The sequence below is a fragment of the Pseudomonas sp. 06C 126 genome (assembly GCF_001855215.1).
Lineage (GTDB): Bacteria > Pseudomonadota > Gammaproteobacteria > Pseudomonadales > Pseudomonadaceae > Aquipseudomonas > Aquipseudomonas proteolytica.
In genome coordinates, this window is sequence record NZ_MIFU01000092.1 from 14474 (window position 1) to 30500 (window position 16027).

General features: G+C 58.2%; 14 protein-coding genes. 8 read left to right on the top strand and 6 right to left on the bottom strand.

What is annotated here, in order from left to right; translation table 11 throughout:
* Positions 1-2 precede the first annotated feature (2 nt).
* Entirely contained in the window at positions 3-1034 is a 1032-nt protein-coding gene (locus BHC62_RS17020; protein ID WP_029297935.1) for an amino acid ABC transporter substrate-binding protein, read from the bottom strand.
* Positions 1035-1377: 343 nt separating this feature from the next.
* Here BHC62_RS17020 and BHC62_RS17025 point away from each other — a divergent pair, with 343 nt between their 5' ends.
* From BHC62_RS17025 to BHC62_RS17035, 3 genes are all read left to right on the top strand, one after another.
* Complete coding sequence (locus tag BHC62_RS17025; RefSeq protein WP_070995610.1) at positions 1378-2034, top strand: alpha/beta hydrolase; 657 nt, start codon at positions 1378-1380, stop codon at positions 2032-2034.
* 96 nt (positions 2035-2130) lie between these two features.
* Entirely contained in the window at positions 2131-3606 is a 1476-nt protein-coding gene (rhlB, locus tag BHC62_RS17030) for an ATP-dependent RNA helicase RhlB (protein WP_070995611.1), read from the top strand.
* A gap of 148 nt (positions 3607-3754) precedes the next feature.
* Positions 3755-4882, top strand: coding sequence for an FAD-binding oxidoreductase (locus BHC62_RS17035; RefSeq protein WP_070995612.1), 1128 nt, complete (start codon positions 3755-3757; stop codon positions 4880-4882).
* A gap of 67 nt (positions 4883-4949) precedes the next feature.
* On the opposite strand, the gene moaE is transcribed toward BHC62_RS17035, so the two are convergent.
* The 5 genes from moaE to BHC62_RS17060 form a co-directional block, all read right to left on the bottom strand.
* On the bottom strand, positions 4950-5402 hold the full coding sequence (moaE, locus tag BHC62_RS17040; RefSeq protein ID WP_029297926.1) for a molybdopterin synthase catalytic subunit MoaE: 453 nt from the start codon (positions 5400-5402) through the stop codon (positions 4950-4952).
* Positions 5403-5404: 2 nt separating this feature from the next.
* Positions 5405-5647, bottom strand: a complete 243-nt coding sequence (moaD, locus tag BHC62_RS17045) for a molybdopterin converting factor subunit 1 (protein WP_029297924.1) — start codon at positions 5645-5647, stop codon at positions 5405-5407.
* On the bottom strand, positions 5644-6117 hold the full coding sequence (gene moaC, locus BHC62_RS17050; RefSeq protein WP_029297921.1) for a cyclic pyranopterin monophosphate synthase MoaC: 474 nt from the start codon (positions 6115-6117) through the stop codon (positions 5644-5646). Before moaC ends, moaD begins: the two co-directional genes overlap by 4 nt.
* 150 nt (positions 6118-6267) lie before the next feature.
* Positions 6268-7662 carry a PhoH family protein gene (locus BHC62_RS17055; protein ID WP_029297919.1) on the bottom strand — a complete coding sequence of 465 codons (1395 nt, stop codon included), beginning with the start codon at positions 7660-7662 and terminating at the stop codon, positions 6268-6270.
* Between the two features lie 339 nt (positions 7663-8001).
* Positions 8002-9126 (bottom strand): polysaccharide deacetylase family protein, encoded by a 1125-nt coding sequence (locus BHC62_RS17060; protein ID WP_070995613.1) that lies wholly within the window; start codon positions 9124-9126, stop codon positions 8002-8004.
* 514 nt (positions 9127-9640) lie between these two features.
* Between BHC62_RS17060 and BHC62_RS29360 the strand changes: the two genes are divergently transcribed.
* The 5 genes from BHC62_RS29360 to alg8 all read left to right on the top strand — a co-directional run bounded on the left by BHC62_RS29360 (position 9641) and on the right by alg8 (position 16025).
* Complete coding sequence (locus BHC62_RS29360; RefSeq protein WP_371128924.1) at positions 9641-10006, top strand: hypothetical protein; 366 nt, start codon at positions 9641-9643, stop codon at positions 10004-10006.
* 44 nt (positions 10007-10050) lie between these two features.
* Complete coding sequence (locus tag BHC62_RS17065; RefSeq protein WP_070995614.1) at positions 10051-10953, top strand: EamA family transporter; 903 nt, start codon at positions 10051-10053, stop codon at positions 10951-10953.
* Between the two features lie 470 nt (positions 10954-11423).
* On the top strand, positions 11424-12203 hold the full coding sequence (yaaA, locus tag BHC62_RS17070; RefSeq protein WP_070995615.1) for a peroxide stress protein YaaA: 780 nt from the start codon (positions 11424-11426) through the stop codon (positions 12201-12203).
* Between the two features lie 875 nt (positions 12204-13078).
* Positions 13079-14395: a nucleotide sugar dehydrogenase gene (locus BHC62_RS17075; RefSeq protein ID WP_029297911.1), complete on the top strand. Its 1317-nt coding sequence runs from the start codon at positions 13079-13081 to the stop codon at positions 14393-14395.
* Between the two features lie 148 nt (positions 14396-14543).
* On the top strand, positions 14544-16025 hold the full coding sequence (alg8, locus tag BHC62_RS17080) for a mannuronan synthase (RefSeq protein ID WP_371128922.1): 1482 nt from the start codon (positions 14544-14546) through the stop codon (positions 16023-16025).
* The last annotated feature ends 2 nt before the right edge of the window (positions 16026-16027 follow it).

Sequence of the window (16027 nt, forward strand, 5' to 3'; positions counted from 1 at the left end):
GATCAGCGCACAGGGGGTGCGTATTGAATGCCACCGTTGTTCCACAGCGCGTTCAGGCCACGGTCGATTTCCAGGGGAGTGCTCTTGCCCAGGTTGCGCTCGAACACTTCGCCGTAGTTACCGACCTGCTTGACGATCTGTACGACCCAATCCTTCTTCACTTTCAGGTCTTTGCCGTATTCGCCGTCAGCACCGAGCAGACGCGCGACGTCCGGGTTCTTGGTGGCCTTGGCTTCGGCTTCAACGTTTTTCGAGGTGATACCGGCTTCTTCAGCGTTGAGCATGGCGTAGCCTACCCAGCGCACGATGGCCAGCCACTCGTCGTCGCCATTACGCACGACCGGGCCCAGGGGCTCCTTGGAGATGGTTTCCGGCAGCACCACGTAGTCCTTCGGCGCGGCCAGCTTGCTGCGCTGGGCGAACAGTTGCGACTTGTCGGAGGTCAGCACGTCGCAGCGCCCGGACTCCAGGGACTTGGCGCTTTCATCGGAGGTGTCGAAGGTGATCGGGGTGTACTTGAGGTTGTTGCCACGGAAGTAGTCGGAAACGTTCAGCTCGGTGGTGGTACCGGCCTGGATGCAGATGGTTGCACCGTCAAGTTCCTTGGCACTTTTTACGCCCAGCTTGCTGTTGACCAGAAAGCCGATGCCGTCGTAGTAGGTGATAAAGCCCGGGAATTTCAGGCCCATGCCCGCATCGCGGGAGCTGGTCATGGTGGTGTTGCGCGACAGGATGTCGACTTCGCCCGATTGCAGCGCGGTGAAACGCTCCTTGGCATTCAACTGGCTGAACTTGACCTTGGTCGCATCGCCAAACACGGCTGCGGCCACGGCGCGGCAGTAGTCAGCGTCGATCCCGAGGATCTTGCCGCTGGCATCCGGCACCGAGAAACCCGGCAGGCCGTCGCTGACGCCACATTGCACAAAACCTTTCTTCTGCACTGCATCCAGGGTGGCGCCGGCCTGGGCCAGGCCACTGATCCCTAATACGGTCGCCGCGGTCACGATGGCCAGGGTGGACTTCAATACCTTCATTCAAACCTCCAGTTGCTCTTGTTGTGTCGGAGCTCGAACCCCTGCCCACCCTTATGAGGCGATATCGACCCGTGTTGGCTTTTTTTGGGGTCAAGCAGCAGAGGCTGTCGCTGTCATTGCAGCGGCTATCCCAGAGGCGGCAGTCACTGATAGTGTTACCGTCCCGGATAGTTCTGACATCGACCTACACATAGCAAGCGCCGTACCAGAGTGTCGGCTGAGCCGTTTGCGCCCAGGATCTGTCGCAAAACAGTCAACCATGCGACATCCTGTTAACTGATCCACCGTCCACGCACTGCCCCGACGCCTCCCATCGGCGCGCACGCACATTTTTGGAGCACACATGACCGACCCCTTGATTCTTCAGCCCGCCAAGCCCGCAGATGCCTGCGTCATCTGGTTGCATGGCCTGGGTGCCGATCGCTACGACTTCCTGCCGGTGGCCGAAGCGCTGCAGGAAACCTTGCTGTCCACACGCTTCGTATTGCCCCAGGCACCGACCCGCGCGGTGACCATTAATGGGGGCTACGAGATGCCAAGCTGGTACGACATATTGGCCATGAGCCCGGCGCGGGCCATCAGCCGTGAGCAGCTGGATGAATCGGCCAAAATGGTCATCGATTTGATCGAGCAACAAAAAGCCAGCGGGATAGACGCCTCGCGAATTTTCCTCGCCGGTTTTTCCCAGGGTGGCGCCGTGGTCCTGCACGCCGCGTTTGTGAAATGGCAAGGGGCCCTGGGTGGCGTGCTTGCCCTCTCCACCTATGCACCCACTTTCAGCGATGAGCTGGAACTGTCCGCCAGCCAACAGCGCATTCCGGCCCTGTGCCTGCACGGCCAACACGATGAAGTGGTGCTCAACGCCATGGGCCGCAGCGCCTATGAGCATTTAAAGCAGCGTGGTATCACCGTGACATGGCAGGAATACCCAATGGGTCACGAAGTGTTACCCGAAGAAATCCGCGACATCGGCACCTGGTTGGCCGGCCGCCTGGGCTGAAAACCGACCATTGTGTAGCCGCATGACCAACGCACTACGCCGCGCCCGATTCTTGCATTACACTGGCCGGCGTACATTCCTTAACCAATTGATGAGATGACCGTGCTCAAAGCACTCAAGAAGATGTTCGGTAAAAGCGAGGCTGAACCACTCGCCCCTGTTCCCAGCGCCCCTGTCCAGACGTCAGGCAGCCGCAACGACGGTAAACAGCCTGGCCGAACAGCGCCTGTTGCCTCGCCAAAATCGCCGCCCGTAAAGCCTGCTGTCCCGGCACCCGTCGCCGCCCAGCCCGCAGAAGAACCCGCGCGTGTGGAAAAGCCGCGCCGCGAACGCGCGCCAAAACCGGTGGTAAAGCCGTGGAAGCTGGAAGACTTCGTGGTCGAGCCCCAAGAGGGCAAGACGCGCTTTCACGACTTCAAGCTGGCCCCGGAACTGATGCACGCCATCCAGGACCTGGGCTTCCCGTACTGCACGCCGATCCAGGCACAGGTATTGGGCTTCACCCTGGCCGGCAAAGACGCCATCGGCCGCGCCCAGACCGGTACCGGCAAGACCGCTGCGTTCCTGATCTCGATCATCACCCAACTGCTGCAGACCCCGCCGCCCAAAGAGCGCTACATGGGTGAACCTCGGGCCCTGATCATCGCCCCGACCCGGGAGCTGGTGGTACAGATCGCCAAGGACGCCGCCGACCTGACCAAGTACACCGGCCTCAACGTCATGACGTTCGTGGGCGGCATGGACTTCGACAAACAACTCAAGCACCTGGAAGCGCGGCACTGCGACATCCTGGTCGCCACCCCGGGCCGTTTGCTGGACTTCAACCAGCGCGGCGACGTGCATCTGGACATGGTCGAGGTGATGGTGCTGGACGAAGCCGACCGCATGCTCGACATGGGTTTTATCCCGCAAGTGCGCCAGATCATTCGCCAGACCCCACCGAAAAACGAGCGCCAGACCCTGCTGTTCTCCGCGACCTTCACCGAAGACGTGATGAACCTCGCCAAGCAGTGGACCACCGACCCGTCCATCGTCGAGATCGAAGCGCTGAACGTCGCCAGCGAAAACGTCGAACAGCATATCTATGCCGTGGCCGGTGCCGACAAATACAAGCTGCTCTACAACCTGGTCAACGATAACGGCTGGGAGCGGGTCATGGTGTTTGCCAACCGCAAGGACGAAGTGCGGCGCATTGAAGAACGCCTGGTGCGCGATGGCGTCAATGCTGCGCAGTTGTCCGGTGATGTGCCGCAGCACAAGCGGATCAAGACCCTGGAAGGCTTTCGCGAAGGCAAGATCCGCGTGCTGGTGGCCACCGATGTGGCAGGCCGTGGGATTCATATCGACGGCATCAGCCACGTCATCAACTTCACCCTGCCGGAAGTACCGGACGATTACGTGCACCGGATCGGCCGTACCGGGCGTGCCGGCGCGGCGGGTGTGTCGATCAGCTTTGCCGGGGAAGATGACTCGTACCAGTTGCCATCGATCGAGACGCTGCTGGGCCGCAAGATCAGTTGCGAAACGCCGCCGACGCACCTGTTGCGGGCCGTGGAGCGCAAACGCCCTTAAAACGGGTGCAGGAGCGGGCTTATGTGGGAGCGGGCTTGCCCGCGATAGCGGTGTGACAATCACTGAAGTGATTGACTGACACACCGCATTCGCGAGCAAGCCCGCTCCCACATTTGCCTTCAGCGCTTTCAAATTCAAGGAGGACCACATGAACCAGGCTGATTACCTCATCATCGGCGGCGGTATTGCCGGTGCCAGCGCCGGTTACTGGCTGTCCCGACACGCCCGCGTCATCGTGCTGGAGCGTGAGTCCATGCCGGGCTATCACTCCACTGGCCGCTCCGCCGCCCTCTATATCGCCGCCTATGGCACGCCACAAGTGCGCGCCCTGACCCTGGGCAGCCGCGACTTCTTCGATCACCCACCTGCAGGTTTTACCGAGCACCCTTTGCTCACGCCCCGTGGCGAAGTGCTGGTGGACCTGCTTGGCGACCCAGAAGAGCTGCAGCGCCAATACCTGAGCGCCAAGGCGCTGGTACCCGAAACACGCCTGCTGGACACCGAAGAAGCGCTGCAGATGCTGCCGATCCTGCGCCGGGAAAAAGTCCATGGCGCGATCTACGACCCGACCGTCTGCGATATCGACACCGATGCGTTGTACCAGGGCTATTTGCGCGGCATTCGGCGTAACGGCGGGGCTATTCATACCGACAGTGAAGTGCAAAAGCTCAACCGTGACAGTCAGGGCCAGTGGCAAGTGCGCACCTCACAACAGCGCTACAGTGCGCCAGTGATCATCAACGCCGCCGGGGCCTGGGCCGATACCATCGGCGAGCTGGCCGGTGCACAAAAAATCGGCCTGCAGCCCAAGCGCCGCAGTGCCTTTGTGTTCGCCCCGCCTGCCGAAATGAATATCCATGGATGGCCGGAGTTGGCCGCCCTCGACGGTTCGTTCTATATGAAGCCCGACGCGGGGATGTTCCTCGGCTCACCGGCCAACGCCGACCCAGTCGAGCCCCACGACGTGCAGCCCGAAGAGCTGGATATCGCCACGGGCATCTATCACATTGAAGAGGCCACGACCCTGACCATCCGCCGCCCAGCCCGGACCTGGGCGGGGCTGCGCAGTTTTGTCAGCGACGGCGATCTGGTCTGTGGCTTTGATCCGCAGGTAGAGGGTTTTTTCTGGATCGCGGCCCAGGGCGGCTACGGGATCCAGACCTCGCCGGCGATGGGTCAGGCCAGCGCGGCGCTGGTGCGTGGGCTCGGATTGCCCGAGCCTTTGCAGCGCGCCGGGCTGACCGAGGCGATGTTATCGCCTGGTCGCCTGGGTTGATCGTGCTGCTGGACTCGTCCAATACAGCGGCCAGACGATAGGGTGTGACGGGCACACGGAAGGCCACTCACGCCTTCCAGCGATCAGCCGCCCTATGATCACTGGCCCGCCCTTCCACCCAGCGCGCCCCTTCGCTGGTATTTTCCTTCTTCCAGAACGGCGCTCGGGTCTTCAGGTAGTCCATCACAAACGCACAAGCATCAAACGCGGCCTGTCGATGGGCACTGGCGGCGGCGACGAACACAATAGGTTCGCCGGGCTCCAGGGCGCCGATGCGGTGCAACACCTCGAGCTTGAGCAACGGCCAGCGTTGCTCGGCCTCAACCGCGATCTTGGCCAGGGCCTTTTCGGTCATGCCGGGGTAGTGCTCAAGGAACATTCCCGCCACGTCGAGGCCATCGTTGAAGTCGCGCACATAGCCAACAAAACTCACCACGGCGCCCACACCCACATTGGCGGCGTGCATGGCGTTGACTTCGGCGCCGGGATCGAACGGTTGGGTTTGTACACGAATGGCCACGGTCAGCCTCCGGTCACGGGCGGGAAAAATGCCACTTCGTCGCCGGCCTGCAGAGGCTCGTCGAGGCCACACAACTCCTGGTTGCGCGCGCACATCAGGCTGGTCTCGTTGAGCACCGCAAAGTCTGGGTCACTGGCCAGCGCCAGGCGTACGGCGTCGACCGTGGCGAAGTCGCCTTCGACCTCCAGGGAATCGAGGCCCACCGCTTCGCTGTAACGGGCAAAAAACAAAACGTTGATACTCATGCCTGGTCCGCCTTGAAATGCCCGCTCTTGCCACCGAGTTTTTCAAGCAGGCGAATGTTTTCGATGGTCATGCCACGGTCCACCGCTTTGCACATGTCGTAGATGGTCAGCGCGGCGACACTGGCCGCCGTCAACGCTTCCATCTCCACGCCGGTTTGCCCGGACAGCTTGCAGCGCGCGACGATATGCACGGTATTTTCCCCTTCGGCGGCCAGCTCGACCTTGACCCCGGTCAGCATCAGCGGATGGCACAGGGGGATCAGATCACTGGTCTTTTTCGCGGCCTGGATCCCGGCAATGCGGGCCACGGCGAACACGTCGCCCTTGGGGTGGGCGCCGTCGACGATCATTTGCAGGGTCTGGGGCAGCATGCGCACCCGCGCTTCGGCCACGGCTTCACGGAACGTCACGCTTTTGTCGGTGACGTCGACCATATGGGCACGGCCCTGGGAATCGAGATGAGTCAGCACGGGGATACTCCTGATCAGAAGCCCCGATTGTAAACCCAACGCCGATCAAAATGTGGGGGCTGGCTTGCCTGCGATAGCGCTGTGTCAATCAACCTATCATCGACTGAACCACCACTATCGCGGGCAAGCCCGCTCCCACACTGAACGCGGTTACAGATGGGATTCGGCGTATTCGGCCAGAATCGAGCGTGGTACCCCTTGCAGCGCAATGTGCACGCCGTTCGGGAAGTCCTTGAAGCGTTCCGTCAGGTAGGTCAGCCCGGAGCTGGTCGCGGACAGGTAAGGGGTGTCGATCTGTGCCAGGTTGCCCAGGCACACCACTTTGGAACCGGCGCCGGCACGGGTGATGATGGTTTTCATCTGGTGCGGTGTGAGGTTCTGGCATTCATCGATCAAAATCAGGCTCTGCTGGAAGCTGCGACCTCGGATGTAGTTGAGGGATTTGAACTGCAACGGCACTTTGCTGAGGATGTAGTCGACGCTGCCATGGGTGTTTTCGTCATCCATATGCAGGGCTTCGAGGTTGTCGGTGATCGCCCCCAGCCACGGCTCCATTTTTTCTGCTTCGGTGCCGGGCAAAAAGCCGATTTCCTGGTCCAGGCCCTGCACGCTGCGGGTGGCAATGATGCGGCGATAGCGCTTGGTGACCATGGTCTGCTCGATGGCAGCCGCCAGGGCGAGGATGGTTTTCCCCGAGCCGGCAGCCCCCGTCAGGTTGACCAGGTGGATGTCCGGGTCGAGCAGCGCGTACAGCGCCAGGCTCTGGTAGATATCACGCGGTTTCAGGCCCCAGGCTTCCTGGTGCAGCAGGGGTTCCTGATGCAGGTCGAGGATCAGCAGCTTGTCGACCTGAATCTCTTTGATCCAGCCCACAAAGCCCTGTTCGTCGATGATGAATTCGTTGATGTGCACGGCCGGCAGGTTGTCGGTCAGCTGCACCTGGTGCCAGGTGCGGCCATGGTCCTGGCGGGTCTCGACCTTGCTGACGCGGTCCCAGAACGAGCCGGTCATGGTGTGATAACCACGGGACAGCATCGACACGTCGTCGACCAGTTGGTCGGTACTGTAGTCCTCGGCAGCGATCCCACACGCTCGTGCCTTGAGGCGCATATTGATGTCTTTGGTCACCAGCACCAGGCGCAGGTCCTTGTCGCGCGCATGCAGGTCGATCAATTGGTTGATTATCTTGTTGTCGTTGAGGTTTTCCGGCAGCAGGCTGTTGGGTTCGCTGCGCTTGCTCATCAGGATCGACAGCAAGCCCTTGGGCCCGCTCTTGCCACGCTGGATCGGTACGCCGACCTCAACATCCTCGGGCGAGGCTTCACCCAGGGTCTTGTCGATCAGGCGGATCGCCTGGCGGCATTCGGCGGCGACGCTGTGGTGCCCACTTTTGAGTTTGTCGAGTTCCTCAAGCACGATCATCGGGATGGCGACGTGGTGTTCTTCGAAATTGAGCAACGCGTTTGGATCGTGGATCAAAACATTGGTATCAAGCACATAAAGGATTGGCTGGTCGGAAGAAGGGGTACGTCCATGATCATCCATACTCGGTCACCTTTGTGGGAGCCAGTCGACGCAATACCACAACAGTGCTGCGCCTCGATTCGACCACCGAATGCACCTGAGGGACGTCAAGTGCATTGCCCACCTGAGGAGTCTGGGAAGACGCCACCTGTGGTGCAGGTTTCGGCGATCTGTCTTCGTAATACCGCAAAACCCATGACAGGAAAAAGCACTTTGACGCTTTTTTGAAGTTTATTTTTCAGGATGACGAATAGCACTGGCGGGGCGCCACGCACACCGCTAAAGTCGGAAGTCCGCCTGCATCGAAATGTCGCAGCAAATCACCCCGAAAAACCCTCATCCCCAGCAGGGCCGGGCACTTCAGCGAAATGCCTCGCGACACTCCTGCCAACCCAAGCCACTCTGCGCCGTTGCCTGCAACAACATCGGCAATGCCACCCGCGCCTTGTCCTGGGTGTCGTGGAACACAATCACCCCTTTGCGCCACAACAACATCAGCGTCAGCACCCGCTGGGCCGACTCGTCGGCCTTGAGCTGGCCGGGCTCATCCTGGGAGTCGATATCCCACAACGCCACTTGCAGGCCCTGGACCTGGAAGAAGCCCTGGCTGTCGGCCCGGCGCTGGCCATAGGGCGGACGGAACAGCGGCACATAGTTTTCCGGCAGCAGGTTCTGGGTCAGTGATGCACTGCGGGTGATCGAACTCTGCCAGTCGACCCAATGGCTATGGGAGCGATACTGCCAGCCCTGGATGCCCACGCACTGGCCTTGATACAACGCCTGCACATCAGCGGCCGACGTTTTCTCCAGGCGGGTTTGCAGGCTGTTGCCCAGGGCAAAGAAGGTGGCCGTCATTTTCTGCTTGCGCAGGTAATCGGCCAGCCAGCCGGTTTGGCCGTTAAGTGGCGCCGGGCCGCCATCGAAGGTCAATAGAAACAGGCGGTCGTTGAGTTCATCGCCATTGCGCTCGAAATCACCAAACCGTGCGACTTCGCTGCTGATCTGCGGGAACAGAGCCGCCTTGCGCAGCAACTCGTCCAGATAGCGCTGGTGAAAGGTGCGGCTAGGGCCGGCCCAGCCTATGTAGAAGGATTGGTCGCTGACCTCGAATTTGCCGGCCTGCTCGCGCAGGTCGTCCATGTTGTCCACCAGGTAGCAGAACGAGGCGTCCTGTTCGCAACTTTGCTGAGCAAATCCGTAGTTCTCCAGCAACCGTTGCCAGAGGTGGCGACGCAGGTCGTCGATGGCGCCCTGGTTGATGATCTTCAGCCCCAGGCGTTGCTTGAGGGCCGCCTCATCCAAGGCCTCGCTGGCCAGCAGCGTGTGGGCGAACATGAGGATTTCGGCGCGTGACGCCACATCGAACAGCGCCGGGCTGCTGAGTTTTTCCGGCCAGGTGCCACGGTCGAGGCTCGCGACATCTACCGGGGCGGCGTGGACATTCAGGCACAACAGGCAAACCGATAATAAAAGCGTTATTCGCACGCGGGGTCTTCCTCTGCAGAATTACCGGCCATGATAGCGGACTGTCACCGTTGCCGTTGTCCTGGCTTGGAATCGCTTCGTTAAACACATTGGCCGAACTCAAGCGCATTGCTGATTTGTAACGACGCCGCAAAAGTATCAAAGGCGTGTTCCGTCATACACCTACCTAGCCGAACGGACAGTTGTGCAGTCTGCGCTGCCTATGCAACAAATAAATACGATGTATTTATCGCAACCCGAACAAAATAAAAGAATAGCAAGCACAGACCCAAAGAACGCGAGACAGGTGTCAAGGGGGATTAATGAATATAAGTAAAATAGAATCCTACTTAACAAGCGCAGAGATAGAATCAGCCCACAGATGTGCTACGAGGCTAATTTTATCACTGCCGAATAAAGTGAAAATGAATAACAATCGAGTACTCCTTGGCTATGGTGGAGGAAAAGACAGCAGCTACACTGTAGCCTGGGTCAGATATATACAACATATCACGCTGACGGCATCTCTAACCCCCTGCACACCGATAATATATTACGCGATGGGAGCGGCTCAGGACTTGCCGTCACCGCAATCAAACACCAACTAAGTTGTGTCGTTTGCCTACAAGAATGCACTCAAGGCGGCAGGCTGCGTATCCATCAAAAAATATGGGACCCGTCTCATGAGCGTTTTAAAGTTAAAGGGGAGCTGGGATATCGTGAAGATGTGATCAGCGGTAGCAATGCCTGTGACTACTCCCCTAGGCGAGGCGATATCTACGCATTCAATCCCAATCATTACCATCAAATCCTTGCTGTTTCAGGTACGACCCGTATCACAATGGGGTTTTTCCTAGGCAACGTTGATGACGATATGAAAAAAGCTATTGCGTGGAGTTAGGCAGCAGGTACTTACGCCCACCCTGCAGTACTGAGGAAGTCAACATGTTCATTAAGGATATTTTTTTAGCGATCAGCGTAATGCTCATTTGGGGGCTGAATTTTGTTGTAATCAAAATAGGCCTAAACCATATGTCACCCTTTTTTTTGGCCGGTTTGAGATTTGCGCTTGTCGTATTCCCGGCCGTTTTCTTCATACCGATGCCCAGAGCCCCCCTCAAATGGCTAATCATTTATGGGGTAACGATCAGCTTTGGCCAGTTTGCGTTACTATTTTTAGCAGTCCAGTTAGGCATGTCTGTTGGCGTAGCATCACTGGTGATACAGAGCCAAGCATTTTTTACAATGTTTCTCGGTGTTTTATTGTTATCTGAGAAACCAGGAAAGAGCCAGATGATCGGTGCGTTGGTTGCGTGCATGGGTATAGCATGTCTGGCCAAAGACGCCGTGGGCGGTGATTTTCGAGTTGGAAACGTCTCTCTATTGACATTATTTTTAACGATTGGCGCAGCGGCGTGTTGGGCAATGGGAAATATCGCCAACAAGATAATTCTACGCCGATGGCAAGTGCCCACTCTTTCGTTAGTAGTGTGGAGTGCATGGGTGCCTATTGTTCCATTTTTTGTCTGCTCATGGATGTTCGAAGGGGATATTTCTATGCTGACTCGCGTAATGGAAATAAATACTCAGACGATTCTGTCACTGATCTACTTATCTTTTTTCGCGACGATCATTGGCTATGGTATCTGGGGAGGGCTGCTCAAGCGTTATGAAACTTGGCGCGTTGCACCCTTTTCACTATTGGTCCCAGTGGTCGGCCTGACGAGTGCGTCGTTGATATTGAAGGAAGTGCTATCGGCAACCCAGATGCTCGGAGTGGCAATTGTCGTGATCGGCCTACTCATCAATACTTTTGGTGGATATTTACATATAAGTAAAAAATCTTAACCAACTAGCGAGACCTCATAAACTTTTTACGACATCTGCCCCCCCCCCAACTAAAGCTTCAGGTATTAACATGTTAATCCCCAACTGCATGTCCTCTTGGCTACCGAACTGAGCTTTGAAAAGGTCCGTCGGCTAGTAGGGCAGAACCTGATCGGAGAGATGACCTGACCCTCCTTTTGCCGACGCCTGATTTGGAAACTCTTGGCGCTTTCGAATTGATCCAAATTCCGTCGGCTCGAACGCCGCTATCGCAGCATAAATACACGCCACAAGAGCTGGCGAGGTTTGCAAAAGAGGCCATCGGCTGGGTAGCCAGCCGGTGACTCAAAGATGCGTAGATACCTATGGCTACACAGGCAAGCCAGCCATATCAATCCGTGTCACGCCAGTTTTGGTGCCTATCGCCATCATAGGTGGAGTCAAACCGCCCTACCCCCTAGAATCCCCCGACGATTACAGGAGACGACTTCATGCTGATGGTGATTTCCCCCGCCAAAACCCTCGATTTCGAGACTGCGCCTGCGACCCAGCGCTTTACCCAGCCGCAATACCTCGACCACTCCCAGGAATTGATCGAGCAGTTGCGCGAACTGAGCCCGGCGCAGATCAGTGAACTGATGCATGTTTCCGACAAGATCGGCGGCCTCAACGCCGCACGTTTCGGCAGCTGGAGCCCGGCCTTCACCCCCGCCAATGCCAAGCAGGCGCTGCTGGCGTTCAAGGGCGACGTGTACACCGGCCTGAATGCCGAAACCTTCAGCGATGCCGACTTCAGTTACGCCCAGGACCACCTGCGCATGCTCTCCGGCCTGTACGGCCTGCTGCGCCCGCTGGACCTGATGATGCCGTACCGCCTGGAGATGGGCACCAAGTTGGCCAACGCCCGTGGCAAGGACTTGTACGCATTCTGGGGCACACGGATCAGCGAGTGGCTCAATGAAGCCCTGGCTGAGCAAGGCGATGATGTACTGCTCAACCTGGCGTCCAACGAGTACTTCTCCGCGGTCAAGCGCCCGGCCCTCAACGCGCGGATCATCAACACCGAGTTCAAGGACCTGAAGAACGGCCAGTACAAGATCATCAGTTTCTACGCCAAAAAGGCCCGGGGCATGATGAGCCGCTTCGTGATCGAAGAACGCATCAACGACCCGGCCCAGCTCAAGCAATTCGATGTGCAGGGCTACCGCTTCAATGCCGAGCAGTCCAAGCCGGATAACCTGGTGTTTTTGCGCGATCACGCACCGGAATAGGTCGACAGCACAACGCAAGTCCCATGTAGGAGCTGGCTTGCCTGCGATAGCGGTGGGTCAGCTGCACATTCAGCAACTGGCAGACCGCTATCGCAGGCAAGCCAGCTCCCACATTTTTATCCGCATTCCCCCAATGAAATCGTCATTATTTTGGCGCCAAAAATATTTCTTCAGAATTCATAACGTTTCTTTCACTCGACATCCGTCAGTTTTTTTCGTAGTGGCACCACTTTTTTCAAACAGTAGTGGCATAAAACTATATCCCCGCGCCAACTCCCTATATCCACTAGCCCAATCCGCAAGTGCTATCAATATAGTACTAGTGCCATCTTTGCTTATATTTCAAGAAATTTCGAGAAACAGGATGAGCGGCCAGGAACTATGTCTGCGAGTGCCGCTCATACCACCGGTAACGATTATCTCTGTTCTTGTGCGATATGACTTACACAGCGACCAACGAAAGTAGCAAAGTTGTCATATATAACTTTGACTGCTCGGTCTAATTACCAACTGTTTAGTTGAGGGCGGGCGATCAGGTTGCATGACCATCCCCTACAAGGCCAGGGCTAAAGGCTACCTAAATGGGTCAGTGAGACAACCCAAGGCATTGATAGATAAAGGCTAAATGCCAATATCAAGGCTTTGTGGCACTGACGCCAGACCCTTCTCACAGAAGACTGGCTGCATTTCAGGGCAAGCCCCAACAACAAGGCCAAGTTGCGCACAACTTGAGTGCATTAGTTAGTCACTCGACTTTTAACATGCCTGTACATGGCAATGCAGTGTCTATTCACGGCATTTCCTAGTGCATGAGTGACGCTTGAAAACATGAACTCCGGCCATTTAATGGCGTGATTAAGATAGAGGTAAATGCGATGCGCATCAGCATATTTGGTTTGGGTTACGTGGGCGCAGTATGTGCCGGTTGCCTGTCTGCACGGGGCCATGAAGTGGTCGGTGTAGACATTTCCAAGGATAAGATCGACCTGATCAATGCGGGCAAATCCCCCATCGTTGAACCGGGCCTGGGCGAACTATTGAGCCAGGGCATTGCCAGCGGCCGGTTGCGCGGCACCACCAACTTCGCCGACGCCATCCGCGATACCGACCTGTCGATGATTTGCGTCGGCACGCCCAGCAAGAAAAACGGCGACCTGGAACTCAACTACATCGAAGCGGTGTGCCGCGAAATCGGTTTTGTCCTGCGTGACAAGACCACCCGCCACACCATCGTGGTGCGCAGCACCGTGCTGCCCGGCACTGTGGCCAACGTGGTAATCCCGATCCTCGAAGACTGCTCCGGCAAAAAAGCCGGCGTCGACTTCGGTGTCGCGGTCAACCCGGAGTTCCTGCGCGAATCCACCGCCATCGCCGACTACGACCTGCCACCGATGACCGTAATCGGTGAACTGGACAAAGCCTCGGGCGACGTCCTGCAGTCGCTGTACGAAGAACTCGACGCCCCGATCATCCGCAAGGACATCGCCGTTGCCGAGATGATCAAGTACACCTGCAACGTGTGGCACGCCACCAAAGTCACCTTCGCCAACGAAATCGGCAACATCGCCAAGGCCGTGGGCGTCGATGGTCGCGAAGTGATGGAAGTGGTCTGCCAGGACAAGACCCTCAACCTGTCCCAGTACTACATGCGTCCGGGCTTTGCCTTCGGCGGCTCGTGCCTGCCCAAGGACGTGCGCGCCCTGACCTACCGCGCCAGCTCCCTGGATGTGGAAGCACCGCTGCTCAACTCGCTGATGCGCAGCAACGAATCCCAGGTGCAGAACGCCTTCGACATCGTCTCCGGTCACGACAAACGCAAGGTCGCCCTGCTGGGCCTGAGCTTCAAGGCCGGCACTGATGACCTGCGCGAAAGCCCACTGGTGGAGCTGGCGGAAATGCTGATCGGCAAGGGCTTCGACCTGAGCATCTACGACAGCAACGTCGAATACGCCCGTGTGCATGGGGCAAACAAGGATTACATCGAAGGCAAGATCCCCCATGTGTCGTCCCTGCTCAACTCGGACTTCGACGATGTAATCAACAACAGCGACGTGATCATCCTCGGCAACCGTGACGAGAAATTCCGCGCCCTGGCGCAGAACGCCCCGCACGGCAAGCAAGTGATCGACCTGGTGGGCTTCATGTCCCAGGCCACCAGTGTCAATGGCCGTACCGAAGGCATTTGCTGGTAACCGCGCTGATCGCCGGCAAGCCGGCTCCTACAGGTCGCGCATGTCATGTAGGAGCCGGCTCGCCGGCGATGGCGCCCCACTGTAAGCCTGCCACAACCCCATCGGGCCACCCCACAGGCTCGCCCGAGACTCCAGACGGATGCAGATTATGCACAGGCTAAAGCACGGCCTCCTTCAGGCCGCCGGTTGGCTGTTGTTTTTAAGCGTGTTGATGTGCCTGGCCCTGGCGTTGCCGGCGAGCACATTCGACTCGCAGTCGAGAAATTTCATCTTCCTGATTGGCGCCGTCGGTATCTGGCGCTACTCCATGGGCGCCACGCACTTTGTACGCGGCATGCTGTTCCTGTACGTGGTCTACCCGCACCTGCGGCGCAAAGTGCGCAAGCTGGGCAAGGCGGCGGACCCCTCCCACGTATTCCTGATGGTCACCAGTTTTCGGATCGACGCGCTGACTACCGCCCAGGTCTACAGCTCGGTGATTCGCGAGGCCATCGAGTGCGGCTTCCCTACCACCGTGGTCTGCTCCCTGGTGGAAATGTCCGATGAGCTGCTGGTCAAGAGCCTCTGGGAAAAGATGAACCCACCGGATCACGTCAAGCTCGACTTCGTGCGCATCGCCGGCACCGGCAAGCGCGATGGCCTGGCCTTCGGCTTTCGTGCGATCTCCCGCCACCTGCCGGACGACCGCGCCGTGGTTGCGGTAATCGACGGCGACACCGTGCTGGCCGAGGGCGTGGTGCGCAAGACCGTGCCGTGGTTCCAGCTGTTCGGCAATGTCGGCGGCCTGACCACCAACGAGTTTTGCGAAGTGCGCGGCGGCTACATCATGAGCGAGTGGCACAAACTGCGCTTCGCCCAGCGCCACATCAACATGTGCTCCATGGCCTTGTCCAAGCGCGTGCTGACCATGACCGGGCGCATGTCGGTGTTCCGGGCCAGCGTCGTCACCGACCCCGGCTTTATCGCCGACGTGGAAAGCGACTCGCTGCAACACTGGCGCCTGGGCCGCTTCAAGTTCCTGACCGGGGATGACAAGTCCAGTTGGTTCAGCCTGATGCGCCTGGGCTACGACACCTTCTACGTGCCCGATGCAGCGATCAACACCGTGGAACACCCCCCTGAAAAGAGCTTCATCAAGGCCAGCCGCAAGCTGATGTTCCGCTGGTACGGCAACAACCTGCGCCAGAACTCCCGAGCCCTGGGCCTGGGTATGCAGCGCCTGGGCCTGTTCACCAGCGTGGTGCTGTTCGACCAGCGTGTGTCGATGTGGTCTTCGCTGCTGGGCCTGACCGTGGCGATCCTCGCCACCTTCAAGTACGGCGGTGCGTTCATCCTCGCTTACCTGCTGTGGATTGGTATCACGCGCCTGATCCTGACCCTGTTGCTGTCGTGCTCGGGCCACAAGATCGGCCCCGCCTACCCGGTGATTCTCTATTACAACCAGATCATGGGCGCGCTGGTGAAGATCTACGTGTTCTTCCGCCTCGATCAACAGTCCTGGACCCGCCAGGACACCAAACTGACCCGCGATTTGGCCAGCTTTCAACGTTGGTTCAACACCTGGTCGTCTCGGACCATGACCTTCTCCGCCGGCAGCATTTTCGTCGCCGTGTTGCTGATGATGGTCTGACC